The sequence below is a fragment of the Paraburkholderia sp. J11-2 genome, from assembly GCF_905220185.1.
GTDB lineage: Bacteria > Pseudomonadota > Gammaproteobacteria > Burkholderiales > Burkholderiaceae > Paraburkholderia.
On record NZ_CAJMYY010000020.1, the window covers coordinates 109,952 to 136,364 of the forward strand.

25 protein-coding genes are annotated in these 26,413 nt (G+C 64.6%); 14 read left to right on the forward strand and 11 right to left on the reverse strand.

What is annotated here, in order from left to right:
* Nucleotides 1–210 precede the first annotated feature (210 nt).
* The 3 genes from ligD to U5A57_RS26385 all read left to right on the forward strand — a co-directional run bounded on the left by ligD (nt 211) and on the right by U5A57_RS26385 (nt 4,568).
* The gene (gene ligD / locus U5A57_RS26375; protein WP_321914569.1) at nt 211–2,727 is read left to right on the forward strand and encodes a DNA ligase D; all 2,517 of its coding nucleotides are present in this window, start codon (nt 211–213) and stop codon (nt 2,725–2,727) included.
* 78 nt (nt 2,728–2,805) lie between these two features.
* Nucleotides 2,806–3,732, forward strand: coding sequence for a Ku protein (locus U5A57_RS26380; protein ID WP_321914570.1), 927 nt, complete (start codon nt 2,806–2,808; stop codon nt 3,730–3,732).
* A 29-nt stretch (nt 3,733–3,761) separates the two neighbouring features.
* Nucleotides 3,762–4,568 (forward strand): tetratricopeptide repeat protein, encoded by an 807-nt coding sequence (locus tag U5A57_RS26385; RefSeq protein WP_321914571.1) that lies wholly within the window; start codon nt 3,762–3,764, stop codon nt 4,566–4,568.
* 13 nt (nt 4,569–4,581) lie between these two features.
* Here the strand turns inward: U5A57_RS26385 and U5A57_RS26390 are convergent, their stop codons facing one another.
* From U5A57_RS26390 to U5A57_RS26405, 4 genes are all read right to left on the reverse strand, one after another.
* Nucleotides 4,582–5,325, reverse strand: coding sequence for a glutamine amidotransferase (locus tag U5A57_RS26390; RefSeq protein WP_321914572.1), 744 nt, complete (start codon nt 5,323–5,325; stop codon nt 4,582–4,584).
* Nucleotides 5,326–5,418: 93 nt separating this feature from the next.
* Nucleotides 5,419–6,108: a M24 family metallopeptidase gene (locus U5A57_RS26395; RefSeq protein WP_321914573.1), complete on the reverse strand. Its 690-nt coding sequence runs from the start codon at nt 6,106–6,108 to the stop codon at nt 5,419–5,421.
* Nucleotides 6,105–7,139 (reverse strand): flavin reductase family protein, encoded by a 1,035-nt coding sequence (locus U5A57_RS26400; protein WP_321914574.1) that lies wholly within the window; start codon nt 7,137–7,139, stop codon nt 6,105–6,107. The genes U5A57_RS26395 and U5A57_RS26400 overlap by 4 nt, the downstream gene beginning before the upstream one ends.
* 2 nt (nt 7,140–7,141) lie before the next feature.
* A complete protein-coding gene (locus U5A57_RS26405; RefSeq protein ID WP_321914575.1) occupies nt 7,142–8,548 on the reverse strand; it encodes an APC family permease in 1,407 nt (468 codons plus the stop codon).
* Between the two features lie 150 nt (nt 8,549–8,698).
* Between U5A57_RS26405 and U5A57_RS26410 the strand changes: the two genes are divergently transcribed.
* The 3 genes from U5A57_RS26410 (at nt 8,699) to U5A57_RS26420 (ending at nt 12,106) form a co-directional block, all read left to right on the forward strand.
* A complete protein-coding gene (locus tag U5A57_RS26410; protein WP_321914576.1) occupies nt 8,699–10,165 on the forward strand; it encodes a PLP-dependent aminotransferase family protein in 1,467 nt (488 codons plus the stop codon).
* A 132-nt stretch (nt 10,166–10,297) separates the two neighbouring features.
* Nucleotides 10,298–11,083: an SDR family oxidoreductase gene (locus U5A57_RS26415; RefSeq protein WP_321914577.1), complete on the forward strand. Its 786-nt coding sequence runs from the start codon at nt 10,298–10,300 to the stop codon at nt 11,081–11,083.
* A 27-nt stretch (nt 11,084–11,110) separates the two neighbouring features.
* Complete coding sequence (locus U5A57_RS26420; protein ID WP_321914578.1) at nt 11,111–12,106, forward strand: AraC family transcriptional regulator; 996 nt, start codon at nt 11,111–11,113, stop codon at nt 12,104–12,106.
* 262 nt (nt 12,107–12,368) lie between these two features.
* Here U5A57_RS26420 and U5A57_RS26425 read toward each other — a convergent pair whose 3' ends face one another.
* Nucleotides 12,369–12,662: a hypothetical protein gene (locus U5A57_RS26425; protein ID WP_321914579.1), complete on the reverse strand. Its 294-nt coding sequence runs from the start codon at nt 12,660–12,662 to the stop codon at nt 12,369–12,371.
* A 28-nt stretch (nt 12,663–12,690) separates the two neighbouring features.
* Here U5A57_RS26425 and U5A57_RS26430 point away from each other — a divergent pair, with 28 nt between their 5' ends.
* Nucleotides 12,691–12,918, forward strand: a complete 228-nt coding sequence (locus U5A57_RS26430; protein ID WP_321914580.1) for a hypothetical protein — start codon at nt 12,691–12,693, stop codon at nt 12,916–12,918.
* 76 nt (nt 12,919–12,994) lie between these two features.
* A complete protein-coding gene (gene yfcF / locus U5A57_RS26435; RefSeq protein ID WP_321914581.1) occupies nt 12,995–13,627 on the forward strand; it encodes a glutathione transferase in 633 nt (210 codons plus the stop codon).
* A gap of 8 nt (nt 13,628–13,635) precedes the next feature.
* On the opposite strand, the gene U5A57_RS26440 is transcribed toward yfcF, so the two are convergent.
* The 4 genes from U5A57_RS26440 to U5A57_RS26455 all read right to left on the reverse strand — a co-directional run bounded on the left by U5A57_RS26440 (nt 13,636) and on the right by U5A57_RS26455 (nt 16,884).
* Nucleotides 13,636–14,139, reverse strand: a complete 504-nt coding sequence (locus U5A57_RS26440) for an N-acetyltransferase (RefSeq protein ID WP_321914582.1) — start codon at nt 14,137–14,139, stop codon at nt 13,636–13,638.
* A gap of 16 nt (nt 14,140–14,155) precedes the next feature.
* On the reverse strand, nt 14,156–15,082 hold the full coding sequence (locus U5A57_RS26445) for a glutaminase (protein WP_321914583.1): 927 nt from the start codon (nt 15,080–15,082) through the stop codon (nt 14,156–14,158).
* 88 nt (nt 15,083–15,170) lie between these two features.
* The gene (locus U5A57_RS26450; RefSeq protein WP_321914584.1) at nt 15,171–15,848 is read right to left on the reverse strand and encodes a transcriptional regulator; all 678 of its coding nucleotides are present in this window, start codon (nt 15,846–15,848) and stop codon (nt 15,171–15,173) included.
* A gap of 64 nt (nt 15,849–15,912) precedes the next feature.
* A complete protein-coding gene (locus U5A57_RS26455; RefSeq protein ID WP_321914629.1) occupies nt 15,913–16,884 on the reverse strand; it encodes an ornithine cyclodeaminase family protein in 972 nt (323 codons plus the stop codon).
* A 166-nt stretch (nt 16,885–17,050) separates the two neighbouring features.
* Between U5A57_RS26455 and U5A57_RS26460 the strand changes: the two genes are divergently transcribed.
* Complete coding sequence (locus tag U5A57_RS26460; protein WP_321914585.1) at nt 17,051–17,848, forward strand: ABC transporter substrate-binding protein; 798 nt, start codon at nt 17,051–17,053, stop codon at nt 17,846–17,848.
* A gap of 31 nt (nt 17,849–17,879) precedes the next feature.
* Nucleotides 17,880–19,124, forward strand: coding sequence for an FAD-binding oxidoreductase (locus U5A57_RS26465; RefSeq protein WP_321914586.1), 1,245 nt, complete (start codon nt 17,880–17,882; stop codon nt 19,122–19,124).
* 10 nt (nt 19,125–19,134) lie between these two features.
* On the opposite strand, the gene U5A57_RS26470 is transcribed toward U5A57_RS26465, so the two are convergent.
* Nucleotides 19,135–20,706: a DHA2 family efflux MFS transporter permease subunit gene (locus U5A57_RS26470; RefSeq protein WP_321914587.1), complete on the reverse strand. Its 1,572-nt coding sequence runs from the start codon at nt 20,704–20,706 to the stop codon at nt 19,135–19,137.
* Nucleotides 20,707–20,975: 269 nt separating this feature from the next.
* On the opposite strand from U5A57_RS26470, the gene U5A57_RS26475 reads away from it, so the two are divergent.
* From U5A57_RS26475 to U5A57_RS26485, 3 genes are all read left to right on the forward strand, one after another.
* Nucleotides 20,976–21,626, forward strand: coding sequence for an alpha/beta hydrolase (locus U5A57_RS26475; RefSeq protein ID WP_321914588.1), 651 nt, complete (start codon nt 20,976–20,978; stop codon nt 21,624–21,626).
* A gap of 348 nt (nt 21,627–21,974) precedes the next feature.
* Nucleotides 21,975–23,030, forward strand: coding sequence for a rod shape-determining protein (locus U5A57_RS26480; protein WP_321914589.1), 1,056 nt, complete (start codon nt 21,975–21,977; stop codon nt 23,028–23,030).
* A gap of 237 nt (nt 23,031–23,267) precedes the next feature.
* A complete protein-coding gene (locus tag U5A57_RS26485) occupies nt 23,268–24,053 on the forward strand; it encodes an alpha/beta hydrolase (RefSeq protein WP_321914631.1) in 786 nt (261 codons plus the stop codon).
* Between the two features lie 115 nt (nt 24,054–24,168).
* Here U5A57_RS26485 and U5A57_RS26490 read toward each other — a convergent pair whose 3' ends face one another.
* The gene (locus U5A57_RS26490) at nt 24,169–24,570 is read right to left on the reverse strand and encodes a hypothetical protein (protein WP_321914590.1); all 402 of its coding nucleotides are present in this window, start codon (nt 24,568–24,570) and stop codon (nt 24,169–24,171) included.
* A gap of 382 nt (nt 24,571–24,952) precedes the next feature.
* Between U5A57_RS26490 and gltA the strand changes: the two genes are divergently transcribed.
* Nucleotides 24,953–26,254 (forward strand): citrate synthase, encoded by a 1,302-nt coding sequence (gltA, locus tag U5A57_RS26495; protein ID WP_321914591.1) that lies wholly within the window; start codon nt 24,953–24,955, stop codon nt 26,252–26,254.
* The last annotated feature ends 159 nt before the right edge of the window (nt 26,255–26,413 follow it).

Consider the following 26,413-nt stretch of genomic DNA (forward strand, 5'->3'; position numbering starts at 1 on the left):
GGGAAGACGTTATCGCGCCGAGGGAGGCGCCTCAATGAGCAGATGACGCCTAAATGAGCACAGCAGATGCAGCGCATACGCGTGGCATTCACGGCCCGGTTCGGCCGCCCGACGAACGCCCGACGAACGCCCGACGAACGCGGCGTGCGGTTTCACTTCAGGCGTTGCGTTTGCGACGCACCAGGCGAGCGTTCTTCCTAGACTATCGTCATGGCCCCAACCCGCGACCGCGATCCGTCGTCTCCGCCGCTTTCCCGCTATCGCAAGAAGCGGGATTTCCGTGTCACGCCCGAACCGGCGCCGTCGGCCGCCAGTCAGTCCGTCGACCACGGGCCTCTGACCTTTGTCGTGCAGAAGCACTGGGCGAGCCGGCTGCATTACGATTTCCGGCTCGAACTCGATGGGGTGATGCTGTCGTGGGCCGTGCCCAAGGGCCCTTGTTACGACCCGAAGGAAAAGCGCATGGCCATTCACGTGGAGGACCATCCGGTCGAATATTCCCGCTTCGAAGGGACGATTCCCCCCAGGCACTACGGCGCCGGTGACGTCATTGTCTGGGACCGCGGCACCTGGGAGCCTGTCGGCGATCCGCAGGAGGGCATGACGGCCGGCAAGCTGGTCTTCCGGCTCCACGGCGAAAAGCTCGCGGGACTCTGGGAACTGGTTCGCATCTCGAAGCCCGGCGACAAGCAGGACCCGTGGATGCTGTTCAAGAAGCGCGATGCATGGGCGCAACCGCTCGCGCAATACGATGTCATCAAGGCGCTTCCCGACAGCGTGACGGCGAAGCCGCTCGGGCTCATTGAAGAACGCGAGCCGAGGGTGGCCCGCTCTGTGAGCAGTCAAGCGCCGCAGGTGGACCTTTCCGCAGCGGTGACCGCGCCGCTGCCGGCCAAACTCGAACCGCAACTCGCGACCCTGGCGTCAACACTGCCCACGAGCGGCGACTGGCTAACCGAAGCCAAACTCGACGGCTATCGCATGCTGTCCCGTGTCGCCAAAGGGCAGGTGCGACTCATCACGCGCGGCGGACTAGACTGGACAACGAAGTTTCCCGAGCTTGCGGCAGAGGTCGGAGACCTTCCACTCAACAGTGCATGGCTGGATGGTGAAATCGCAGTCCTCAAAGATGGCATTCCGAGTTTCGCCGCGCTGCAAGATGCGATAGACGGGGCGGCAAGACAGGACATCGTCTACTTCCTGTTCGACCTGATGTACCTGAACGGGAAAGACCTCAGAAAGGTGCCCCTTTGGGCGAGGCGCGCGCTGCTCGCGCAGATTCTTGAGAATGCGGGTGAGCACATCCGGTTCAGCCAGCATTTCGAGGCGCCTCCTGCCCAGCTGTTCGAAGCGGCCTCAGGCCTGGGTCTGGAAGGCCTCATGCTCAAGCGCCGCGACGCGCCCTATGAACCGGGGCGCACACAAACGTGGCTCAAGGCGAAATCCCGGCTTCGCCAGGAACTGGTCGTCTGTGGCTTCACCGCACGTGGCGGCAAGGACGGCGAGATTGGCAGCCTGCTGCTGGGCTATTACGTGGACGGCAAGCTTCGCGACGCCGGAAGCGTCGGCACCGGCTGGAATGCGCGGACGGCGCAAGACCTGTGGACGCGGCTGACGCCGCTCGAAGCCGATGCGGCACCATTTGATGTCGATGTCGCCAGGCCGCGCCGGTGGTCCCGGCGCTCGGCCGGCAGCGAGCGCTGGGTTCGCCCCGAACTCGTCGCGGAAGTCGAATTCGCGGACTGGACCGCCGATGGCGTCATCCGCCAGGCCTCGTTCAGAGGGCTGCGAATCGACAAGCCGCCACGCGGCGTGGTCCGGGAGGGGGGAAGGACACAGGCGCCTGAACCTTCGCCGAAGCTGAAAATCACGCATCCGGAACGCGTCGTCGACCCGACGACCGGCATCACGAAGGCAGACCTGGTGCGCTACTACGCAAGCATCGCGGAGCGGATACTGCCGCATCTGAAGGCGCGGCCCCTCGCGATGGTCCGTGCCCCCGACGGCATTGCGGAACAGCTGTTCTTCCAGAAGCATGCCGAGAGAACGAACATGCCCGGCCTGACGGCTCATGACCGCAGCCTTTGGCCGAATCATCCGCCGCTGCTAACCGTCGACACCGTCGACGCCCTGCTGTCGGCGGCCCAGATGAATGTCGTCGAGTTTCACACGTGGAATTCGACGGTTCGACGGCTCGACAAGCCCGACCGCGTCATCTTCGACCTGGACCCAGGCGAGGGCGTGAAATGGGGGCGCGTTCAGGAAGCCGCGCTCCTCGTTCAAACGCTGCTCTCGGAACTGGGCTTGGAAGCCTGGCTGAAGACGAGCGGCGGGAAAGGGTTGCATGTCGTGGTGCCGCTGGCTCCAAGGCTGGGCTACGAGGCGGTCAAATCGTTCTCGCAGGCCTTCGTGCGGCATCTCGCGAAGACCATTCCCGAGCGCTTTTCGGCGACCGCCGGGGCTTCGAACCGCATCGGCAAGGTCTACGTCGACTACTTGCGCAATGGCAAGGGGCAGACGACCGCCGCGGCGTTTTCCGCGCGGGCGCGAGCCGGAATGGGCGTCTCGATGCCGGTTGCCTGGGAGCAGTTGAACGACCTGAAAAGCGGGGCGCAGTGGACGGTGCAGACGGCTCGCGACTACCTCAGCTTCCAGCAGCAAGATCCGTGGGCGGATTACGGGGCGGCGGCGCAATCATTGGCATCGGCGATAAAGCTCCTAAAATGAAACGACCGCTGCCCGGCGGCGGCACGGGCCTTGCGCCAAGCGCCGTGCCGACTGTGCCAATGCCGCGAGGAGAAGTCCATGCCCGCCCGCTCAATTGCCTCCCTGTCGCTCTCCTTCGGGCTCGTTTCGATACCGGTGAAGCTCTATACCGCGACCGAGAGTTCGTCCGATGTCCGCTTCCATATGCTCGCGCCCGACGGTTCGCGCGTGAAGCAGCAGTATGTCTCCGAGAAGACGGGCGATGTCGTCGAGCGCTCGAGCATGAACAAGGGCTACGAGTTCGAAAAGGACCGGTTCGTGGTCTTCACCAGCGATGAGCTAAAGGCGCTCGAGGACGCTGCGAGTCATGTTGTCGAGATCATGGCCTTCATTCCGGAGGAGGCGATTGACCCGGTCTTCTACGACAAGGCCTATTACATTGCGCCCGACAAGCGCGGCGGAAAACCATACAGTCTGCTGCAGCAGGCGCTCGCACAGAGCGGACGCTGCGCATTGGCGAAATGGGCGTCCAAAGGCAGGACGCGGATCGTGCAGGTGCGCCCCGAGGAAGACGGGCTCGTCTTTCAGCAACTGCTGTATGCGGACGAGGTGCGCTCGCTGGCGGACCTGCATGTCGAACGCGTCGAAGTGTCCGATACCGAGATGAAACTCGCGCTGCAGATCATCGAGCAGGGCGCCGAAGACAATTACGACCCCAAGGCGTACGAGGATGAAGAGAAGAAGCGCATTCTCGCGGCTATCGACGAAAAAATTGCAGGCAAGCAGGTCGTCGTTCACGAGCCTGCGGAAGAACTGGCCGGCGGCGGCCAGGTCATCGACCTGATGGATGCCTTGCGCGCCAGCCTCAAGGGCGGCGCGAAAGCGAAAGCGGCTCCGGCACCCAGGCGCAGCAAGAGCGCGGAGCCCGTTGCCGAGCTGCCTGTCGCGCCTAAAACGCGCAAGCCACCGGCGCGTGCAGCGAAAGCACCCGCTGAAGCGCCTGCAAAGGTCCGGGCACGCAAGTGACGCCGCAAGTCGCCGCGCGCGAGATTTCGATGCGTGAGTTGCAGGCCATGCTGGGTGTTTCGCGCAGCGTGGTTTCAGGCCTCATTGCTGCGGGCTTCGTGACACCGTCGCGGGGGCCGCGAAACGCGTACCGCTTCACGTTCCAGGATGTCGTGCTGCTGCGCACCGCGTTGCAGTTGCGCGACGCCCGCATACCGACGCGCAAAATCATCACGGCGCTCTCGCGGCTGCGAGACGAACTGCCCGATGAGTTGCCGCTCACTGGGATTCGCGTATCGGCGGTCGGCAACGATGTGGCCGTTCGAACCGGCCCTTCGCAATGGGATGCTGCTACAGGTCAGTTCCTGCTGGATTTCGAAGTCGCGCAAATCAAGGGCGATGTCGTCTTTCTCGACTCGGCGCCTGCGCACGAGGATCTCGCGCACCAGGCCCAGGAGTGGTACGACCTCGGCGAACAGTTGCGGACCTCCGATGTGAACGGTGCCGAACGGGCGTACAAGAAGGCCATCGAATTATCTCCGCAGCCTTTTTATGCTGCCTACGTGGACCTCGGCGCGCTGCTGTGCGAACGCGAAGCGCGTTGCGAAGATGCGCTGCGCGTATTCGACAAGGCGCTCGCTCACTTCCCCGACGATGCCGTGTTGCACTTCAATCGCGCGATTGCATTCGAGGAGATGGGGCGCTTCGAGGACGCTGAGCGTAGCTATCAACGTTGTCTGGAACTCGATCCGTCGTACGCGGATGCCCACCACAATCTGGCAATGCTGCTCGAAAAACGCGGCGATCCACAGGGCCTCGTTCGTCATCTAAGCGCGTATCGTCGCCTCACGAGCTGACAGGCCCCGGTATTCAATGTGGAGTTGGAAGCGACTTCAGTCCATCAAGCCAGTCGTTTAACATTTTGGATGCCTGAATAGCCAATGTCGCCGCATATCCGGCCGTTCCTCGTCTGAGATCGGCGACGTTTTGTTCCGGCGTCATACCAATCTCGACTGCGTGCCCTATGAGCCAGCGGTCGAATCCATGCTCCTTTACCTCTGGGTGAAACTGCACGCCAAGCACGTTTGAGCCAATCGAAAAAGCCTGGTGAGGATAGACATGGCTCGATGCGAGCAGCCTCGCGCCTTCTGGCAGGTCAAATGTGTCTCCATGCCAGTGGAGCACGTGACATGCCGCTTCACGCAAATGCCTTAGTGGCGAGTTCATCCCTTCCTGCGTGATAGAAATGGTTCCCCATCCGAGTTCGCGTTTTCCGCCCGGATAAACCTTCGCGCCGGCCGACGCAGCGATCAACTGCGCGCCGAGGCAGATGCCAAGCGTCGGAAGATCTCGGGCAATCCGTTTCGCCAGCACGGCTTTCAGATTGCCTAGCCACGGATACCGGTCTTCCTCGTAAGCGCCGATCGGCCCTCCGAGTATGACGAGCAGATCCGGACCGTCGGGCGTGATTGCCGAGAGGTCGTCAAGACCTGCGTCGAGATACTGAATCTCAGCGCCCCGAGACCTAAGCACCTCCTCGAATGTTCCGAGGTCTTCGAAGTGGACGTGTCGCACTGCGACTACACGAAGCGGCGGGACTGGAGTGATTGACATACGGACGAAGATATCGATGAAAGCAGGGGGCGACGGCCCGCAGCCATCCAGCCGCTGCGGGCGCTCATGAGGCAAGCAAACTGGCGACGTTCCTTACTCGAAGAAGGAGTCTTCGAGCAGCATGTCCTCGAAGAACGCGCCGTAGTTCAACTTCGGATGCCGAATGTGTATCTCCAGCACCCAAAGCAGTCGCGACGGGCAAAAATCCACGTCAGCCATCGGGCCTTCGTACGTTGCTGCGTGGGGAAAGTCCGAAACCCGGTGGCCGGAGAGGTCGAGATTCAATTCCCACCCCATCGCCTGCGCTTGCGAGACGGCGAACTCATAGAGGACCTTCCCGGTGCTTGCGTCGCTGAGCCACTTTTGGCGAACGATATGAAAAAGCTTGCGCGCATCTTCGGCGCAGCGCGCCATGTCGGCATCGTTGCCGAAGACGAACGTGTCGCCGCCGTCTCCCTCCCATTTCTCGAATACGGGGCCGATGTCGACGAACATGATGTCGTTTTCCTTGAGCACGACGCCCGGCTCGGAAGCGGCGCCGAACGTTTTGGTCGTGTTCGAGCCGAAGCGGACATAGACATCGTGCCAGCCGCGCAGCATCTTGTTGGCGGCGAGAATCTCCTTCGCGATTTCCACCGCATCTTCCTCGACCATGCCGGGCTGACAACGCGCCGCGATCTCGTGGATGATCTTGCGCGTCTTGTCGCGCACCATGAGCATCGGCGCTTCGGAGAATTCGGCACCGACCTGTTCGAGTTGCACTTGTTCGAGCACTGCGTTCATACGGACGACTCCTTTTTTGTGGGGTTGATCGACGGCAGGCGCATGGCGAGGCCATCGAGTTCAGGGGTGATGCGTAGCTGGCAGCCGAGCCGGCTTGACGGACCGGCTTCCGGAAGGCAGGCGAGAAGATTGCGCTCGGTTCGGGAGCACGGGGCGGCGCGCTCGATCCATGCGGGTTCGAGTTCCACCAGACAGGTCCCGCACGACGCCTTGCCGCCGCAGACCGACATGACGGGCAGCCCGGCAGACTTCAGCGCACTCAGGACCGACTCGCCGACCCTGGCAACAACGAACTGGCCGTCGACGCTCAGCCGAACGGAATCCAGCGCGCACGGATCGTTCGCGACGGGCGTCACGTCCGACGCTGCTTCGAACGCATCCGAGGCAAACGTGGCGAACGGAACAGTGGATTCCGCCACGAAAATTGCGTAGGCATCCTCAATCATTCGCGGGTTGCCGCAGGCGAGCACATGCGTATGCACGGGCTCGCTCAGGGCGCGAGCCGCCACGTGCTGCACATAGCCCGCCTGGCTGCCGGACAGAACCGGCACGAACCGGAAGCCCGCGTGCGTCGCCTGCCAGGCATTGAGCACGTCGCTTGCGTAGAAGTCACCTTGCGCGCGTGCCCCCCAATAGAGCGTGACGCGACGACGCGGGTTCGTTGGCAGGAACGCTTCGAGCATGGCGAGGAACGGGGCCACGCCGGTTCCCGTGGCCAGCATCACGACAGGACCGTCGCCCTCCGGGAACGCGAAAGCCCCGAGCGGACCCGTGATGTCGAACTCGTCTCCAACACGCGTGCGGCTGACGACCCGGTCCGAGAACGCGCCACCGGGCCAGCGGCGCACGTGCAGCGCAATCCGGTTGTCCGCCGAGGGCGCGCACGCCATGGAGTAGCAGCGGCTCGGGCCGCTGGATCGGCCAATTCCCACGTACTGGCCGGGGCGGAAGCAAAAGCTGCCCTGTGGCTTGAGAACCAGTTCCCGAACGTCGTCCGAGAGCCAGCGGCTCGAATGCAAGGTTGCCCGCATGGTCATTGCTCGCCGAGTTGAAACTGCGCATGCATGCGCTCCAGATCCTCGCGGATCGAAATCGACACGTGCGGCTTGCGCTTGTGGAACGACCCCACCCAGAGCGCACCGGCGGCGAGATAGGCGAGGTAGGCGTACGGGAAGTACTTGATCGGCGCAGGCGGGATCGGGTAGACCGACCCGACGGCGGGAATGAGCAGAAGCAGCAGCGAGCAGGCGCACAGGAACCAGTCACGGCCGCGTAGCTCACCCAGGCGCTGGAGATAGAACGGTGCGCTGAGCGTGATGAGCACGTAAGGCACGAGGAACCCGAACGCGGCCATGGTGCCGGCCCAGTTGAAGATATCGAGCGCCGCCTGATGACACAGCACGAGCACGGTCGGGACAGCGAACGCGATGACCGCCATGATCGCGACGGCGACGTGCGGCGTCGCATTCTTGTGGTGAGTCCCGGCAATCGCGCCGTGGAAGATGCCGTGGCGGCCCATCGCAAAGATAACCCGCGAACCCGCGTTGATGCACGACAGGCACAAGGCGAAGAAGCTCACCATCGCGCCGACCGACAGCGGAATTTGCAGCAGCCCGACGTGAGCCATCTGGGCCATCACATTCAACGGTGCGTCGATCTGGTCTAGCGGCTGGTGATAGCCGCGCGTGCCGATGATCATCGCGTAGGTCACGAAGACGAAGAACGCGCCCGAGATGATCAGGCTCCAGATAACCGCACGCGGAATGTTGCGCAGCGGATTCTGCGCTTCGTCGCCGAACGCCGTGGCGCACTCGAAGCCGACCAGACTGAAGATCGCGACGACGACGCCCAGCCCGACATTGGACCAGGGAAGCTTCGAGACCGTGAACTGCGCGGTGTCGACGACGAAATGGTGTTCGGCGAGCACGATGACCGACAACACCAGAATGAGCAGCATCGAAACGCCCTCGAGCACCAGCATCAGCATGGCCGAAAGCTGCACGTTCCTGTAAGCGAGGTAGAACGCCACGCCGCCGCAAATCGCGAACAGCACGACCGAGGGCACACTGAGACCGACCATGTCGAGCAGCTTGCCCGCGAAGATCGAAAAGCCGGTGATGCCGGCCATCGAGATGCCGAGATAGGCCCAGATCAGCGACCAACCGCCAATGCCGCCTGACGTGAGTCCGAGGCCGCGGCAGATATAGCTGTACATGGAGCCGGACGAGGTCGAGCGCTTGGCGAACTGGTTCAGGTTCAGCGCGACGAACAGCAGCATGACGGTGCCGAGCACGTAGGAAAGCCAGCTCCACTCGCCGGTGTTGCCATACATGACGGGGATGATCAGCGCCGCCGTCATCGTGGGAGAGATCAAGGCGATGCCTTGAGCCAGAAGCTCGACAAAGCTTAGGCAGTTCGAGCGTAGTTGCGTGTGACTCATGTTCAGCCCCTTTCGATGCACAGCCTGTGTTGTGGGTAGAAAACGTCGCAATTGGCAAATAGGCATTTCGATGAGGGGATGGTATGGTCGCTACTGGGCCAGATAAAACCTCCAGTTTTTTTATTTCCATGGGTCCAGTTGGAGCGGACGATGCTGAGAACGTGGGATCTGAAAATCGTGATCCAGCGCGAGGGCGGGCCGGTGGCGCGCCAGATCGTGCAGGCCATCATTCAGGAGATACGGCGTGGGCGCCTCACGCCCGGCGCGCCGTTGCCGGGCTCCCGGGAACTGGCAAAGGCGCTGGATGTGAACCGCAAGACCGTGGTGCTCGCGTATGAAGAACTCACCGCGCAAGGCTGGCTGACCTCGGAAAAGACGCGCGGCACGTTCGTGTCCTCGGCGCTGCCGGAAAAAGGCATCGAGGCCGTGAAGCCGGCCGACTCGGGCATCGCACGCGATCTGGGTGTGAGGCTGGCGGGCAGCGGCCCGGACGTTCAATGCCTTTACGGCGAGGACGGCTATCTCACGTTCGACGACGGCGCGCCGGACACCCGCCTCGTGCCGGTGGCCGAACTGGCGGCGGCCTGGCGCAAGGCGCTGCTCGCGGCGTCACAGCGCAACCGGCTTGGCTATGGCGACCCTCGCGGCACGCTGCGCCTGCGGCGCGAAATTCTCGGCATGCTGAGCAGCGAGCGGGGGATCACGGCGAACGAAGACAACATCTGTATCGTGCGCGGCAGTCAGATGGGCATCTATGTCGCCGCGCGCGTGCTGATTCGTCCGGGAGATTGCGTCGTGGTCGAGGAGCTGACCTATCCGCCGGCGCGCGAAGCGTTCCGCGCCGCGGGCGCCGAGATCGTCACGGTGGGGTTGGACGAAGACGGCCTGAAGGTCGATGAGCTGGAAAAGCTCTGCTACCGCAAGCGCGTGCGCGCTGTCTACGTGACGCCGCATCACCAGTTTCCGACCACGGTCCTGCTGCCCGCTGCCCGGCGCATGCGGATGCTGGCGCTCGCCGAGCAGTTCGACTTCGCGATCATCGAAGACGACTACAGCCACGAATTCCACTTCACGCATCGGCCGATGCTGCCGCTCGCGAGCTTCGACCGCAGAGGAAAGGTTGTCTACGTCGGATCGATGTCGAAGCTGCTTACGCCGTCGCTGCGCATTGGCTACCTGATCGCGCCGCAGCCGTTCATCGACCGCGCGGCGGGGGAAGTCACCATCATCGACCGGCAAGGCGACCCCGCGACGGAGGCGGCGGTCTCGGATCTGCTGGCGAGCGGCGTCATCCACAGCCATACGAAAAAGGTGATGAAGATTTACGCCGAGCGACGCGACCTTCTCGCGCGCCTGCTCGCGACGCATCTCGACGAATGGCTCTCCTTCGAGCTTCCCATTGGAGGCCTTGCCCTCTGGACGGTCTGCAAGCAGGACATCGACATGGCCGCGCTGCAGGATGCTGCGGCTCGCGAGGGCGTGCGGTTTTTGGCCGCCGGTCAGTTTTCCGCAAAGCATCGCGCCTTGCCTGCTCTGCGGCTTGGTTTTGGCAGTTTGAACGCCGAAGAGCTGACGGATGGCGTGCAACGGTTGCAGCGGGCGTTTCTGGCGGCTTAGCGCTTTCGTGCGCGCCGCAACGAAACGCCTTGATGACGCGATTGGATAGCAGATTGGCACGGCTCGCGAGTGCCTGGCGCGATCCGCAGTCCTATGATGACGTCAATCGAAGCACCACCGACTGAGGCATTCATGACCCGGCAATCCAACACCGCGCTGATCACCGGCGCATCCAGCGGCATCGGCCAGGAACTGGCCAGGATTCACGCAAAGAACCAAGGCGACCTCGTGCTGGTAGCGCGCTCGCGCGACAAGCTCGACGCGTTCAAGCGCGAACTGGAGGTGCAGCACGGCATCGCCGCGACCGTGATCGCCGAGGATCTGTCGAAGCCGGGCGCCGCGCAACGTATCTTCGAGCAGACGCAGGCACTTGGCATCACGATCGACGTGCTGATCAACAACGCCGGCTTTGGCGGGCATGGGCTCTTTCACGAGCAAAACCTGATAGCCGCTCAGGCGATGATGCAGGTCAATATGGTCGCACTGACCGAACTTACGCACCTGTATCTCAAGGGCATGGTGCAGCGCAATCGCGGTCGCATCCTGAATGTGTCGTCGACTGCGTCGTTCATGCCCGGCCCGCTGCAGGCGGTGTATTACGCGACCAAAGCCTATGTGACTTCATTCACGCAGGCGATTGCCGAAGAGGTGGCGGTCTCTGGCATTACGGCGACCGCGCTGTGCCCCGGGGCGGTGGCCACCGGATTCGTCGCGGCAGGCAACCTGGAAGGCGTCGATATCTGGAAGCAGGCGAAGTCGGCGCAGTCGGTGGCGCAGTGCGGCTACGCTGCCATGCAGCGCGGCGAACTCGTCGCGTTCAATGAGGGCAAGCTCAAATTCCTGCTGAACTGGGTCGTGCCGCTGCTGCCGCGCAAGACCATGCTGAAGATGTCGCGCCAGGCCATGGAAAAGGCCTGATCACCGGGTTGCATCAGGCAATACACGATGAAACGAGCCAACCGATTCGTGATCGCCAGCAACTGGAGGGCGATGCTGAGCGACATGCAGATCGACCCTGCCGTCGTGCTGGCCCATGCGGGGCTGCCCGCCGATCTGTTCCAGCGTGGCGACATCGCGCTGTCTGCGCCTGACTACTTCCGGCTGTGGCGCGGCATGGAACTGGCCGCGGGCGAGCGGGAAGTGCCGCTGCTCTTTGCCGGGCACTTCAAGGCCGAAGCCTTCGATGCCCCTATCTTCGCGAGCCTGTGCAGCCCGAACTTCAACATCGCTGCCGCGCGGCTGCGCCACTACAAGCCGTTGATTGGTCCGATGCTGCTGGACGTGGATCAGGGCCCGGAATCGACGCGCCTGAGCTTGAGCGTTTATGGCGCACAGGGCCCGCTCCCGCGTTCGCTCTGCCTGGCCGAGCTGGTGTTCTTCTGCCAGTTGATCCGGGTCGGCACGCGCGAGCACATCGTGCCGCAGGGGGCATGGCTACCCGAACTGCCGCGAAACCTCGCGGCTTATGAAGCGTACTTCGGGTGCCCACTGCGTCAGGGTGATCGAACCGAGGTTCGTTTCTCAGCCGCCGATGCAGCGAGGCCGTTCCTGACCTCGAATGCCGCCATGTGGGACTTCTTCGAAAACAAGCTGAACCAGAAGCTGGCCGACATGGACGCTCGCGCCAGCACGACCGAGCGGGTTCGGGCGGTGCTCGTCGAGGCGCTGCCGAGCGGCGAGACGAGCGTCGAAGCGGTCGCCGACAGGCTGGCCATGAGCAAGCGCACGTTGCAGCGTAAGCTGAGTGCCGAAGCCGAAAATTTTCAACACATCCTGACGTCGACCCGGGCCGAACTGGCCGACCATTACCTGAAGCAGTCGGCGCTGTCGTTGGCCGAGATCTCTTTTCTGCTGGGGTTTCAGGAACCCAATTCGTTCATCCGCGCGTATCAAGGCTGGAAAGGGATGTCGCCGGGGTCTTATCGATTGCAGGTCCATTGATCTACAGTCTGCGCCAGCCTTTTCACGACTCGTCGGCAGGTTGATTGCCGAGCGTCCACAGTACCGTTGTTTCTCTCCATAGGTGCCGGACTGAAGAGGGTGGCGATCTGGTGCTGCATTAAAAAACCGCCGGGCAGCCTCAAGAACCCTTCAGGCTTGCCGATAAGACACGAGTACGGCGTTATTCGGCGACGCGTAACGTCTCAACTTACGGCGAGCAAGAGCACATGCAGATTCAACCCATTAGTGCGACGACGACCGCTTACGGCAGCGGCACGAACGGCAGCGCCGCGTCGAGTGCGAACACCGGCGCGCAGACGTCGACGAGCGGCGCAGGCAACGGCGCGTCCTCGGGCACGGCATCGTCGAACTCGAACGCCGACAGCACGACGGGCCCGTCGGCGAGCGCTTCGAGCGCGTCCAGCAGCGGCAATGCATCGACTTCCACGCAAAGCACGTCGGCCGGCACGCGGGCAGGCGGGGGCGGTGGCGGAGGCGGCGCTTCGTCCTCCAGCAGTTCTTCATCGAGCGAACTCGATGCACTGAATACGCTCATCGCGTCGCTTCAGGCGCAGCTCGCGCAGGTGTCGTCGCAAACGTCGGGCGCGGCTGCGCAAGGTTCGAACTCGGGCGAGATCAGCCAGCTCAAGGCGCAGATCCAGAGTGCGCAAAGCGCGCTGAGTTCGGCGTCGCAATCGGATGCGAGCCAGGTCAGCCGGATCGCGTCGCAACTGGAGAGCGTGCAGAGTTCGCTGGCCCAGTTGATGGTCGCCAGCGGCAAGACTACGGGGCTGGTTTCGAGCACGGCGTGAGCGGCACGGGCGGGGGAGATTAGCAGGACGGCGGGCGCGCTTGCTACTATCTTCGGCGCTAACCACGGAGCCCACAGTGACCCATCCAACTCTCCACCTCTACGCCGACGCTCAATACGCCAGTCCGTATGCGATGTCCGTGTTCGTCGCGCTGCACGAGAAGGCGCTTGCGTTCGAGCTTTCCACGGTCGATCTCGGCAAAAGCGAGCACCAGCAGCCCGATTTCGCGGCGAAGTCGCTCACGCGGCGCGTGCCGACCCTGATCCACGACGGCTTCGCGCTCTCGGAGTCCTCGGCGATTACGGAGTATCTGGACGAAACGTTTCCCGGCGTTGCGCTCTATCCGGTGGATCGACAACAGCGCGCCCGCGCGCGTCAGGTTCAGGCGTGGCTGCGCAGCGATCTCATGCCAATTCGCCAGGAGCGCTCGACCGAGGTCGTGTTCTACGGCCCGACTGCGACGCCACTTTCCGGCGCGGCGCAACTCGCGGCAGACAAGCTCATTGCGATGGCGGAAGCGCTGCTCGCGCAAGGCGACAAGCATCTCTTCGGTGAATGGTCGATTGCCGACGTGGACCTGGCGTTGATGCTGAACCGTCTGGTTCTGAACGGCGATCCGGTGCCGCAGCGGCTGGCGCAGTACGCCTTGAATCAGTGGCAGCGGCCTTCGGTTCAGCGCTGGCTCAGGCTCGAGAGGCCGCCGCTTTAAGGCGCGCGTCAGCCCGTCTCGAACGCCGTGTGATAGTGCACATTCGCGGCGGGCACTTCGCCGCACAACGCGATCGCCTGAAAGTATTCAGCGGGGACGCCCGGCAGCACGAGCGTGGCTTCAGGCACGAACCCGAAGCGTGCGTAGTACGCCGGGTCCCCAAGCACGACGCAGCCCGCCGCGCCTCGTGCCCGCAGCGCATCCAGGGCGAGTTTCATCAGCATCGCGCCAATGCCCTGCTTTTGACGCGCAGGTGCGACCGAAATCGGCCCGAGCCCGAACCAGCCGGTCGATCCATCCGAAAGCGCGACGGGCGAAACCGCCACGTGCCCGACGATCTCACCGCCGTCTTCGGCAACCAGTGAAATCGCAAGCGCCCTCGCTTCTCGCAACGCATCGACGATCCGCTGCTCGGTGTGGCTCGTATGCGGCGCATGCCGGAACGCAGTCTCGGTCAGCGCGTGAATGGCGGCGTGATCGGCAGGCGTTTCTTCGCGGATATGGAGTGGCATGGCGTTCACCGAAGATTCAGAAAATCGAGCGTCCGGTGCGCGTCGTCAACCACTCGAGCGCCAGCGAACCCACCAGCGAATTGCCCGTCGCGTCGAGCCCCGGCGACCACACGCACACCGCGAATTCGCCGGGCAGCACCGCGATAATCCCGCCGCCCACGCCGCTCTTCGCAGGCAAGCCCACGCGGTAGACGAAATCGCCCGCCGCGTCGTAGGTGCCGCAGGTCAGCATCAGCGCCGAAAGCCGCTTGGCCGAGCTCGCGTCGAGCACAGGTTCGCCGCTTGCGGGCGAGACGCCGCCGTTAGCCAGAAAGAGCGCCGAGCGCGCCAGTTCCACGCAGCTCATCGAGATCGCGCATTGGCGGCAATAGGCGTCGATCACGGCGTCGGCGGGCATTTCCAGGTTGCCGAAGCTCGCAATGAAATGCGCCATCGCGCGATTGCGCTCGGCGTGCGCGAGTTCCGACTGCGCGACGCGCAGGTCGTAGCCGATGCCGGGCTCGCCCGCGAGCCGCCGCATGAAATCGACGAGCGCGGTTTCCGCCTGCACGAAACGGCGGCACAGCACGTCGGTCACGACGAGCGCGCCCGCGTTGATGAACGGATTGCGCGGCTTGCCCCCCTCGAATTCCAGCTGCACGAGCGAGTTGAACGCCGTGCCCGAAGGCTCGCGGCCCACGCGCTGCCAGAGCGCGTCGCTGAGCAGCTGGAACGCGAGCGTGCACGCGAACAGCTTCGAAATGCTCTGGATGGAAAAGCGCACGTCGGCGTCGCCGGTGCGGTACACCTGGCCGTCCACGGTCACGATGGCCATGCCGAAGTGATCGGCGCGCACCGTCGCGAGTTCGGGAATGTAGTCGGCAACGCGCCCCGTGCCGATATACGGCTGCAGGTCGCGATGGATCGCGTCGAGGATGGGCGTGTAGTCGAACGTGTGATTCATGGGCGGCGCAGGGCAGTCGCGGCGGAGCGTCCGCCGCGGTCCCCGCGATTGTAGCGGCTCGCGTTGACCGCCACGGCATCGTTGTGCGCTACTCGCCGTCTGCTTTCATTTCGCGCAGATGCTTGTAGACCGTCGCCCGCCCCATGCCCAGCACCTTCGCCACGTAGTTGGCCGAACTCTTGCCCTTGAACGCGCCTTCGGCATACAGCGCCTCAACGAGTTCACGCCGGTGCTCGCGCGTGAGCGAATTGAGCGCGATCTGCCGCTCGCGCAGCCAGCCGTGCAAAAAGGTGTTGATGCGCTCCTGCCAGTCGTCCTTGAAGAGTTCGTCGGGCTGCGCGATCACGCCCGCGCCGCGCAGGAACAGGTCGAGTGTGGCCTGCACGTCCTGGAAAGCGGCGATGTTGAAGTTGATGCACATGATGCCCGCCGCGCGCCCTTCGTCGTCGAACAGCGCCGTGCTCACGCAGCGCATGCGCCGGCCGTCCCAGTTCACCTTCTCGTAGGGGCCGATCAGCTTGTTGCGCGTGGTTTCCTCGACGTCTTCGAGTGCCGAGTCGTCGCCGATCTCGCGCTTCGAAAGATTGTTCGAGAGGTAGGCCACGGTCTGGTCCGCGAGGTCGTGAATCACGACTTCCGCGAACGGGAAGAACAGCGTCGTGATGCTGTCCGCCACGTGCGCGTAGCGCGCGAGCAGCAGGTCGCGCGACGTTTGCGGGCTGGCGGTTTTTCTCACACGGATGGTGTCGCTTTCTCGTTTCGGCATCGGGCGGGGACCGGGTTGCGGCAGGAAGGACGTCGATGATACTGCCATCGCTCGACGCCGCGTATCAACGGACGTTGCGCAGATGCTCGTACAGCGCGTGCGCGACGGCCATGTCTTCGAGACCGAGGCCGATCGAGCGGAAAAACGCATGCCGTGCGTACGCGGGTCGCGGGCATGCGTCGTTGGCGAGTTCCGCGAGATCGCCCACGATCGATTCCGGCGACCAGCCGTGCTCGCGCGCGGCCAGCACCATTTCGCCCGCGCTTTGCGGCGTGGTGTGGCGATAGTCGCAGTAGACGTCGAGCGAGGGCAGTGCTGCCGGATCGATCTCGTGGGCCTGCGCGACGTTCGTGCTGATCGAGGTGATGAGCGCGGGCTTCGTGAGGGCGTCCAGCGCGAGAACCGGCTTGCCCGACGAGGTGCACAGCATCACCACGTCGGCGTCTTGCACGCACGCTTCGGTCGTCTGGGCCACGCTTGCGCGTGGGTCGAGCGCACGCAGTTCGGCCTGGCGCGCAGCGTCGCCCGCGAGCTTTGGCGAATACACGCGAATGCTCTCCCACGCGCGCAGCGGCGCAACATGGCGAATATGCGCGAGCGCGACGGCGCCCGAGCCGATCACGGCGAGGCGCTTTGCCTCGCGCGGCGCGAGCTGGTCGACGGCGAGCGCCGTGGTGCCCGCGGTGCGTTCCGTGGTGAGCAGCGCCGAGTCGCACCACATGAGCGGCTGGCCCGTCTTCATCGACATCAGCGCGGTCCAGGCGGTGATGACGGGCGGCTGGCCTTCGGCGCCCGCGATGTACGGCGAGAGCTTGGCGCCGAACACGCCGGCTTGCGCCAGCACGCCGAGATAGGTGATGAAGTCGCCAGCCTGCTTCGGAAACTGCGTCAGGGTTTGCGGCGGCTGCACGGCGTCGCCGCGGCCCAGCGAGGCGAACAGGCGGCCGAGTTCGCCGCGCACGTCGAGGCTGGGCAGGGCGGCGCGCACCTGGGCGGCATCGACGACGAGCGGCGCGGCGGTAGGTTGGGACGTCATGGTCATGCTGGGGCTCCGGAATCACGGTGTAGACATTTTTGTCCATTCTAGACTTTCTTTTTATTTTTCGTCTATATTCCTCCTGCGGCCGCGGCCCTCGTGAAAGGGCGCCACACGAAAGCGCACCGCGCTTGAACAGACACTTATTACGATTTGGGTGACGACGATGAACAGGAAGACGATTCGCTTCGCGGCTGCGGCCAGCCTTGCGTGCTTTGCGGGTTTGACGGCGGGCGCGGCGCACGCGCAGGACCCGAAAACGCTGCGCTTCGGCGTGGAGGCGTCCTATCCGCCGTTCGAGAGCAAGACGCCCTCGGGCGATCTGCAAGGCTTCGACATCGACATCGGCAATGCCGTGTGCCAGAAGCTGCAGGTGAAGTGCGTGTGGGTGGAGAACAGCTTCGACGGCCTGATCGCCGCGCTCGAGGCGCGCAAGTTCGACGTCATCAATTCGGCGATGAATATCACCGACAAGCGTCGTCAGCAGATTGCGTTCACGCCCGCCATTTACGTCATGCCGATCCAGATGGTCGCGAAACGCGGCTCGGGTCTGGAACCCACGCCCGCGAGCCTGAAGGGCAAGTCGGTGGGCGTGCTGCAGGGCTCGACGCAGGAAGACTACGTGCGCAAGCACTGGGGCACGCAAGGCGTGAACGTGGTCACGTATGAGAACCAGGACCAGATTTTCGCGGACCTCGCGGCCGGCCGTCTGGACGCTGCGGTCCAGGAAGTGCAGACCGCCACCGACGGCTTCCTCTCGAAGCCCCAGGGCAAGGGCTTCGACTTTGCGGGTGCGCCGCTCAAGGACCCGTCCACGCTCGGCGAAGGCACCGGCTTCGGCATGCGCAAGGACGACGCGGCGCTCAAGGCCAAGGTGGTCGCGGCCATCGACTCGCTGCGCCAGGACGGCACGCTCACGAAGCTGTCGATGAAGTACTTCGGCCGCGATATCGTCGCGAAGTGATCGTCATGACTTCGGTGTTCAGGGCAGATTCATGACCAGGAGCGCGATCGTTCTCGGCGCGGGCATCGCGGGCGTGAGCGTCGCGCTGCATTTGCAGGCGCGCGGCGTGCAGGTCACGCTCGTCGACCGCCGCGAGCCCGGCGAGGAAACGAGCCACGGCAACGCGGGGTTGATCGAGTCGTCGTCGGTGGTGCCCTACGGGTTCCCGCGCGACTGGCGCACGCTGCTGCGCCTCGTGCGCAACGATTCGACGGTGCTGCGCTATGACGTGCGCTCGCTGCCCGCCTACGCGCGCTGGCTCGCATCGTTCTGGCGCGAGTCGTCGCCTGCGCGGCTCGCGCAGGCCGCGCGGGACATGCTGCCGCTCATCGAGCGCAGCGTGGCCGAGCACGACGCGCTCGTCGCCCGTGCGGGCCTGCGCGACATCGTGCGGCCCGTCGGCTGGCTCGAAGCATGGCGCTCGCCCGCTGGCTTCGAGCGTGAAACGCATGCGGCGCAAGGCGTGGCCGACGCACACGGCCTGCATGTGCAGATGTTCGACGCGCAGCGCTTGCGCGCGCTTGAGCCTTCGCTTGCTGACGGCTATGCGGGCGCGATCCACTGGATCGATCCCGCGAGCGTGGCGGACCCGGGTGCGTTGACGAAGGGTTACGCACAACTGTTTCTGCGCGACGGCGGCACGTTTGCACGCGGCGATGCGCGCACGCTCGCAGCCGACGGCAAGGGCTGGCGCGTGCAGACCGCCGACGGCCCGGTGAGCGCCGAGCTTGCCGTCGTCGCGCTCGGTCCGTGGTCGGACCTCGTGACGCAGCCACTCGGTTACCGCGTGCCGCTCATGGTCAAGCGCGGTTACCACATGCACTACGCGAGCGAGGCGCGCGCGCCGCTCGTGCGTCCGGTGGTGGATATCGAAGGCGGCTATGTGGTCGCGCCGATGCGCCGCGGCCTGCGGCTCACGACGGGCGTGGAGCTTGCTACGCGCGAGCGTCCGCCGAACTACGCACAGCTCGACGCGGCGGAGCGCGAGGCGCGCCCCGTGTTCGGCCTGGGCGCGCGGCTCGACGAAACGCCGTGGATGGGTTTGCGCCCGTGCACGCCCGACATGCGTCCGGTGCTTGGGCCCGCGCCGCGCCATAACGGGTTGTGGTTCGCGTTTGGCCACAACCACCATGGCCTCACGCTCGGGCCGGTCACGGCGCGCCTCCTTGCCGAGCAGATCGTCGGCGAAACGCCGTTTACCGATCCCGCGCCGTATTTGCCCGCGCGCTTCGGCTAAACCCGGCGGGTCAGTGCGCCCCCGCCGCGCCGCCGCCTCCGCCGCCCCTCGTCGACTTCGTGATCCAGATAAGCGGAATGATCACGAGAAAGATGACCGCCGAGATATAGAAAATGTCGTTGAGCCCCATCATGGCGGCCTGCGAAGTGAGCTGGAAGTCGAACAGCGCGCGCGCGGACGGCTCGCTCAGATTCAGCACCTTCTGGGTCTGTTCGATTGCCTGGACGAAAATCGGGTTGTTGACCGAAGCCTGCTCGGTGAGCCGCGCGTGATGCAGGATCGTGCGGTTATTCCAGGCATTCGTCGCGATCGACGTGCCCACCGCGCCGCAGAACACACGCACGAAGTTCGAGAGGCCCGCCGCCGCCGGCACGCGGCTCGGCGGCTGTCCCGAGAGAATGATGGCCGTGAGCGGCACGAAGAAGAGCGCCATGGGGATGCCTTGCAGCAGCGTGGGCAGCACGAGATGGAAGGTGTCGATTTCGAGCACGTACCGCGAGCGCATATAGAACACCCCGGCGAACAGCACGAACGCGATCGTCGCGATGATGCGCGCGTCGGAGCGCGGCAGGAGCCGCCCCACCACGGGCGAGAGCAGCAGCGCGAAGATGCCCAGCGGCGCGGTGACGAGGCCCGCATCCACCGAGCGGTAATTCAGGTACTCCTGCATCCATTGCGGCAATAACACGAGATTGCCGAAGAACACGCCATAGGCCACGGAAATCGCGATCGTGCCGCCCAGAAAATTCCGTTGTCCGAACAAACGCAAATCGACGATCGGGTGGTCCTCGGTCAGCTCCCACACGAGAAAAAACGCGAAGCTGATGAGCGCGACGAGGCCGAGCGTGACGATCACGGGCGAGTTGAACCAGTCCAGGTCCTTGCCTTTGTCCAGCATGATCTGGAGCGAGGCGACCCACGCGATCAAGAGGCCGAGGCCCACCACGTCGATGGGCGGCTTGCGCGTGGCCGATTCGCGGTTGCGGTAGATCGACCACGTCACGAAGGCCGCGAAAATGCCCACCGGAATGTTGATATAGAAGATCCACGCCCAGTTGTAGCTATCGGTGATCCAGCCGCCTAGTGCCGGACCCGCGATCGGGCCGACGGTCGTCGTCATGGCCCAGAACGCGAGCGCGCTCGCCGATTTGTCCTTCGGCCAGGACCCGAGCAGGATGGCTTGCGAGAGCGGAATGAGCGGGCCGGCCACGGCGCCTTGCAGCACGCGCGCGACGAGCAGGAAGGGCAGGGTCGGCGCGATGCCGCACAGCCACGACGCCAGCACGAACGAGAGGATCGAGGTGATGAACAGGCGCACCTGGCCAAAGCGCTGCGTGAGCCAGCCGGTGAGCGGAATGGAAACGGCGTTGGCCGCCGCGAACACGGTGATGACCCACGTGCCTTCGTCCACGGAAACGCCCATGTCGCCGGAGATGGTCGGAATGGCGACGTTGGCGATCGACGTGTCGAGCACGTTCATGAAGGTCGCCAGCGACACCGCGATGGTGCCGAGGAGCAGCCTGCCTCCCTGGAGCGGCGGCGGTGGCGCGGGCGGCGGCGATGCAGCGGCGGGTGAGTTCAAGCGTGTTCTCCGCGTGTTCGGTTTGCGGCACAGGATACCTGCAATCGTCCTGGCTCATCGCCGGCCGCGGAGCATCCCCATGCGGTGCAGGGTGATCGCGCTTGCGAACGGCTTTCGCGCGCGATGGCGCGGCTCTTTATGTAATGCCAGGAAATGGAGTCTTTCATACACGCGGCGCGTGGCGAGCGTATCCTTGCGCCTGCCGCGCGCCGCGCAAAAAGCGTGCACTGGACACACAATACGTTTGTAAGCACAGGGGAGGACCGACCATGAGCTGGGAAGCATTTGAAGGGGGCTGGCGTCTCGCGCCGGCCGATGGCGCCGCGCGCGCGCTCGTCGTGCTGCTGCACGGCGTAGGGAGCAACGCACAGGACCTCACGCCGCTCGCCGACGTGTGGCGCGATGCGCTGCCGGGCGTCGCGTTCGTGTCGCTCGACGGCAGCGAACCGTTCGACGGCGGCTTTGGCGGACGCCAGTGGTTCAGCCTGCGCGACATCAGCGAGAGCAATCGCGAGGCGCGCGTCGTGGCGGCTTCGCAGGTGTTCGAGCGCCGGCTCGAGGCCGAACTCGCCCACTGGGGGCTCGGCCACGACGCGCTCGCGCTGGTGGGCTTCTCGCAAGGCTCGATCATGTCGCTCTACCACGTGGCCACGCAGGCGGCCGGCGCGGCGGCCGTGGTCGCCTATGCGGGCCGGCTCGTCACGCCCGTGGTCGCGAAAAGCCGCACGGTGCTCACGCTCGTGCACGGCGAGGACGACGAGGTGATTCCGGCGAGCGAACTGGAGCGCGCCGCCGTCGCCTTCAGCGACGCGGGCTTTGCCGTCACCGCTTTCGCGCTGCCGGGCGTGGGCCACACGATCACGCCGCAGGGCGTCATGCTCGGGCGCGACGCGCTGGTGCGCGCGCTCGCGCATGCCTGATTGCCCCGTCTACCGGATGGCTGGCGGGGTACGAGGTCGGACCCCGTTAAGCCGCGAAAATATGCCTTAATGCAGGGAAATCGGTATAAAAGGGCAGCCGTATAAGCCCGCAGTGTCGTATTTCGGCCATATTTTCCGGATAACCTATGCAGTTATTTCTGGACCGGCTAAAGTTCGCGCCGGTCGCGGCCGTTAATACGGGGAGTCGCCGCGACCTTATCGGCCGCGTAGGCCCGTTCCGCCCGGCGCGCGGCTAGTTCGCGCTGCCTGGATGAGGCTGCCATCGGGAATGCCATCCGTCGGCGCATCGTCTGCCGGGTCGCCAAAGAAACCGAACATCAGACCAATATGGCCCGAGCCAAGCCGCATTCTCTCTTTTCCAAAAGGCTGTTCCGCCAGGACGTGGCGCTCGATCTCGGTACGGCCAACACGCTGATCTATACCGCCGACAAAGGCATCGTGCTGAACCAGCCCTCCGTGGTCTGCTTCGAGCGGCGCGCGGGCGCGAGCGAGACGACGGTGGCCGCGGTGGGCCGCGAGGCGAAGGATCTGCTCGGTCGCGCGCCGGCCAATCTGGAAACGGTGCGGCCGCTTTCGCACGGCGTGATCGCCAATTTTTCCGCTGCCGAACACATGATGCGCCGCTTCGTGGCGATGGCGCAGCCGCGCCGTCTGCTCGGACGCCGTGCCGCATTCACGGTGTGCGTGCCGGCGGGGGCGACGCGCGTCGAGCGCCGCGCCATTCGCGAGGCGGCCTTCGCGGCGGGCGCCGCGAGTGTGAACCTGATTGGCGAGTCGCTCGCTTCGGCGCTCGGTGCGGGGCTGCCGGTGCATGCGGCAACGGGCTCGATGGTCGTGGACATCGGCGGCGGCACCACGGAAGTGGGCATCGTCGCGCTGGGCGGCGTGGCGTGCAGCGGGTCGGTGCGCGTGGGCGGCGACCAGTTCGACCGCGCGATCGTCGACCATGTGCGCACGCTCTATGGCGTCGTGCTGGGCGACCAGACCGCCGAACACCTGAAAAAGTCGATTGGCTGCGCGCTCTACGGCGAACCCGTCGAACGCATGCGCGCGACCGGGCGCAGCATGGAAGACGGCCTGCCGCGCACGGTCGAGATCACGAGCCACGACGTGGCGGACGCGCTGGCCGCGCCGTTGCGTCTCGTGATCAACGCGGTGCGGCAGGTGCTCGAGACGGCGCCCGCCGAACTCGTCACCGATATCGCCGATAGCGGCATCGTGCTCACGGGCGGCGGCTCGCTGCTCCAGCGGCTCGATCAGTGTCTCGCCGCCGAGCTCGGCGTGACCGTGCGCGTGGCCGACGAGCCGCTTACCTGCGCGGTGCGCGGCGCGGGCGCGGCGGCCTCGCTCATGAACGAGCACGTGTTCGAATTCGTCGAATAACGGCGCCAGCCGACTGGCGACGAAGCGGCGCTGCGGGAGCGCGCCGCCGCGCCAGGCGCACGCGGCGCGGGCGTGGGACAATACGCCACTTTGCCGGCGTGCGCCGCGATGGGCTGCCCGCGAGCCTTCGCGGTGCGCCGCTGTCCCGCTGTCCCGTTGCCTCCACATCGTCCAGCCGTGAATCCAGCCGTTTTTCCGGCCCCCGGTACGTTCATCGAACTGCCTGGCGGCCTGCCTATGCCCTATATCGAACGGGGCGAGGGCGAACTCCTTCTCTTCGTGCACGGCTCGCTGTGCGACTACCGTTACTGGCAGCCGCAGCTGGCCGGCCTCGCGCCGCACTATCGCTGTGTTTCGGTGAGTCTCACGCATTACTGGCCCGCCGGGGACGCCGCACGCGCTCAGCCCTTCAGCTGGCGGCAGCACGCGGATGACCTTGCCGCGTTCGTCGAGGCTATGGGTGCTGGCCCGGCACACGTGATCGGGCATTCGCGCGGCGGCCTCGTGTCGTTCCAGTTCGCGCGGCGTCATCCGCAGCACGTGCGCACGCTCACGCTCGCCGACCCGGGCGGCCCGGTGCAGCAGCCGGGCCAGACGCTCGCCACGCTGCCCGAGACCGTCAATGCGCTGCGCGCCCGCGCGGTGGCGCTGATCGAGTCGGGCCAGGTGGACTCGGGGCTGGAGCTGTTCGTCGATTCGGTGAGCCGGCCCGGCTTCTGGGCGAAGAGTACGCACGCGTTTCGCCGCATGGCCACCGACAACGCCCACACGCTTGGGCCGCAGTTTCAGGATCCGCTGCCCGCGTACACGCGCGAGCACGCCGCCGAAGTGCAATGCCCCGTGCTGCTGATCGATGGCGAGCTGAGTCCCGAAGTGTTTCACCGGGCCGTGGCCGCGCTCGAAGCGTGGCTGCCCGATGCGCGCCGTGCGACGGTGGCGGGCGCATCGCATGGAATGAATCTGGCGCGGCCCGCGGCGTTCAACGAAATGATCGATCGATTCGTGAGCGGGCACGGACGCTGAGGCACGCTAAGGCACACTGAGCCAGGCAGACGCGCGCTGATGCAAAAATGGCGGCCCCGCAATGGGGCCGCCATTTTTTAACTGCGGTAAATATCGCAGTCCGAACGACCTGTGCTTAGTCGCGGCCGTGCGCGTGTGCGTCCAGCTTGTGCTCGGCAGCCTCGCCCACGAGGCCCGCATAGTAGAGGTGCACGCCGATCGCGAGCGAATCGTTGCGGATTTCGTGGAAGGCCTTCCATGCCTTCGCGGGATCCTTGAACACGAGGTAGTGCGCTTCCTGCGAAACGAGGCGGGCGACCTGGTGCAGGCCGTGGCCGTTGAGCGCGTTCACGAGGTGATCGAGGCTGCGGTGCGTGCGCGCGTCGGTGCGCGGATACAGCATGTGCAGCACGGCAACGCGTTCGTTGGCGAGCGCCGCCGAGAGTGCGACCACGATGTCCTGATGATTGAGTGCCGTGACGACGGCGCCCTCTGCTTGTTCGTCTTCTGCGAACAGGGTATCGACCGAGATGTTCATCTGTTGCTTCCTTACGTTTTGCTTTAAGCGCGTGTGGCGGTGAAAAGCCCGCGAGTGGTACCGGGCTAGATTACAAAATGCAAGTAATGGAAAACCCTTGCATGTCAAGCAGTATCGCAAAGATAGGGTGCGACATGTTGCGCTGCAAGAGAAAAATATTGTTGCAGGAATCGGCGTTAAGGAAGCCGCAAGCTTGGCAGTGTTGCGGTCTTGAGGAGGGATTGTTGCTGGCTGCGCTATCAATCGATGCTGCGCCGCGCCGTAGAATGCGGCATGCGGTCGCAGCACTGCCGGCCCGGACGAATGGGTACCCGGCGGCTGCGTCCTGTTGCGCGAAGTTTTGCGAAGTTTTTGCGAAGTGACAGCAATTCAAGGACACACAATGATCGACTCGAAGACACACGCCACGCTCACGATCCCCGGCCAGGCTGAAGGCGTTCAGCTGCCGGTCTACAAGGGCACCATCGGCCCGGACGTGATCGACATCCGCAAGCTGTATGGCCAGACCGGCATGTTCACGTACGACCCGGGCTTCATGTCCACGGCGGCGTGCAACTCGGCGATCACCTATATCGACGGCGACAAGGGCGAGCTGCTGTACCGCGGCTACCCGATCGACAACCTCGCGCAAAACGCCGACTTCCTCGAAAGCTGCTACCTCCTGCTCAAGGGCGAGCTGCCCACGCAGCAGCAGAAAGACGAATTCGTCTCGATGGTCACGAACCACACGATGGTTCATGAGCAAATGCACTTCTTTTTCCGGGGGTTCCGCCGTGACGCACATCCGATGGCGATTCTGGTGGCGGCGGTCGGCGCACTGTCCGCGTTCTATCACGACTCGCTCGACATCAACGACCCGACGCATCGCGAGGTGTCTGCGATCCGCATGATCGCCAAGCTGCCGACGCTCGTGGCCATGGCGTACAAGTACACCATCGGCCAACCGTTCGTGTATCCGCAGAACGATCTGTCGTACAGCGCGAACTTCATGCGCATGATGTTCTCCGCGCCGAGCGAAGAGTACAAGGTCAACGACGTGCTCGTGCGCGCGCTCGACCGTATCCTGATCCTGCACGCCGACCACGAGCAGAACGCTTCGACCTCGACGGTGCGTCTGGCTGGCTCGTCGGGCGCGAACCCGTTCGCGTGTATCGCGGCCGGTATCGCCTGTCTGTGGGGACCGGCGCACGGTGGTGCGAACGAAGCCGCACTGAACATGCTCGAAGAAATCGGCTCGGTCGATAACATCCCGAAGTTCATCGAGCAGGTGAAGGACAAGAACTCGGGCGTGAAGCTGATGGGCTTCGGCCACCGCGTGTACAAGAACTACGACCCGCGTGCGAAGCTCATGCGCGAGACGTGCTACGAAGTGCTGAACGAACTGGGCCTGCACGACGATCCGCTCTTCAAGCTCGCCATGCAGCTCGAAAAGATCGCGCTCGAAGACGAATACTTCGTGTCGCGCAAGCTGTACCCGAACGTCGACTTCTACTCGGGCATCGTGCAGCGCGCGCTGGGCATTCCGACCGCGATGTTCACGTGCATCTTCGCGATGGCGCGCACGGTGGGCTGGATCGCGCAGTGGAACGAGATGATCGCCGACCCCGAGCAGAAGATCGGCCGTCCGCGTCAGCTGTTCATCGGCGAAACGCTGCGTGAGGCCAAGCCGATTTCGCAACGCTGATGCGCTGAGCGCGCCGCTTACGGCGTGCTCCATGCTGTGCCTCCTCGGGCGCCCGCACGTTACGTCGTGCCGGCGCCCGCAATTTTTTCCGCGCACGTTCCTTGCTCGCGTGGGGATTTGCCACCGATTTCGTGCGTATCCTTCGCATATTCTTCACGC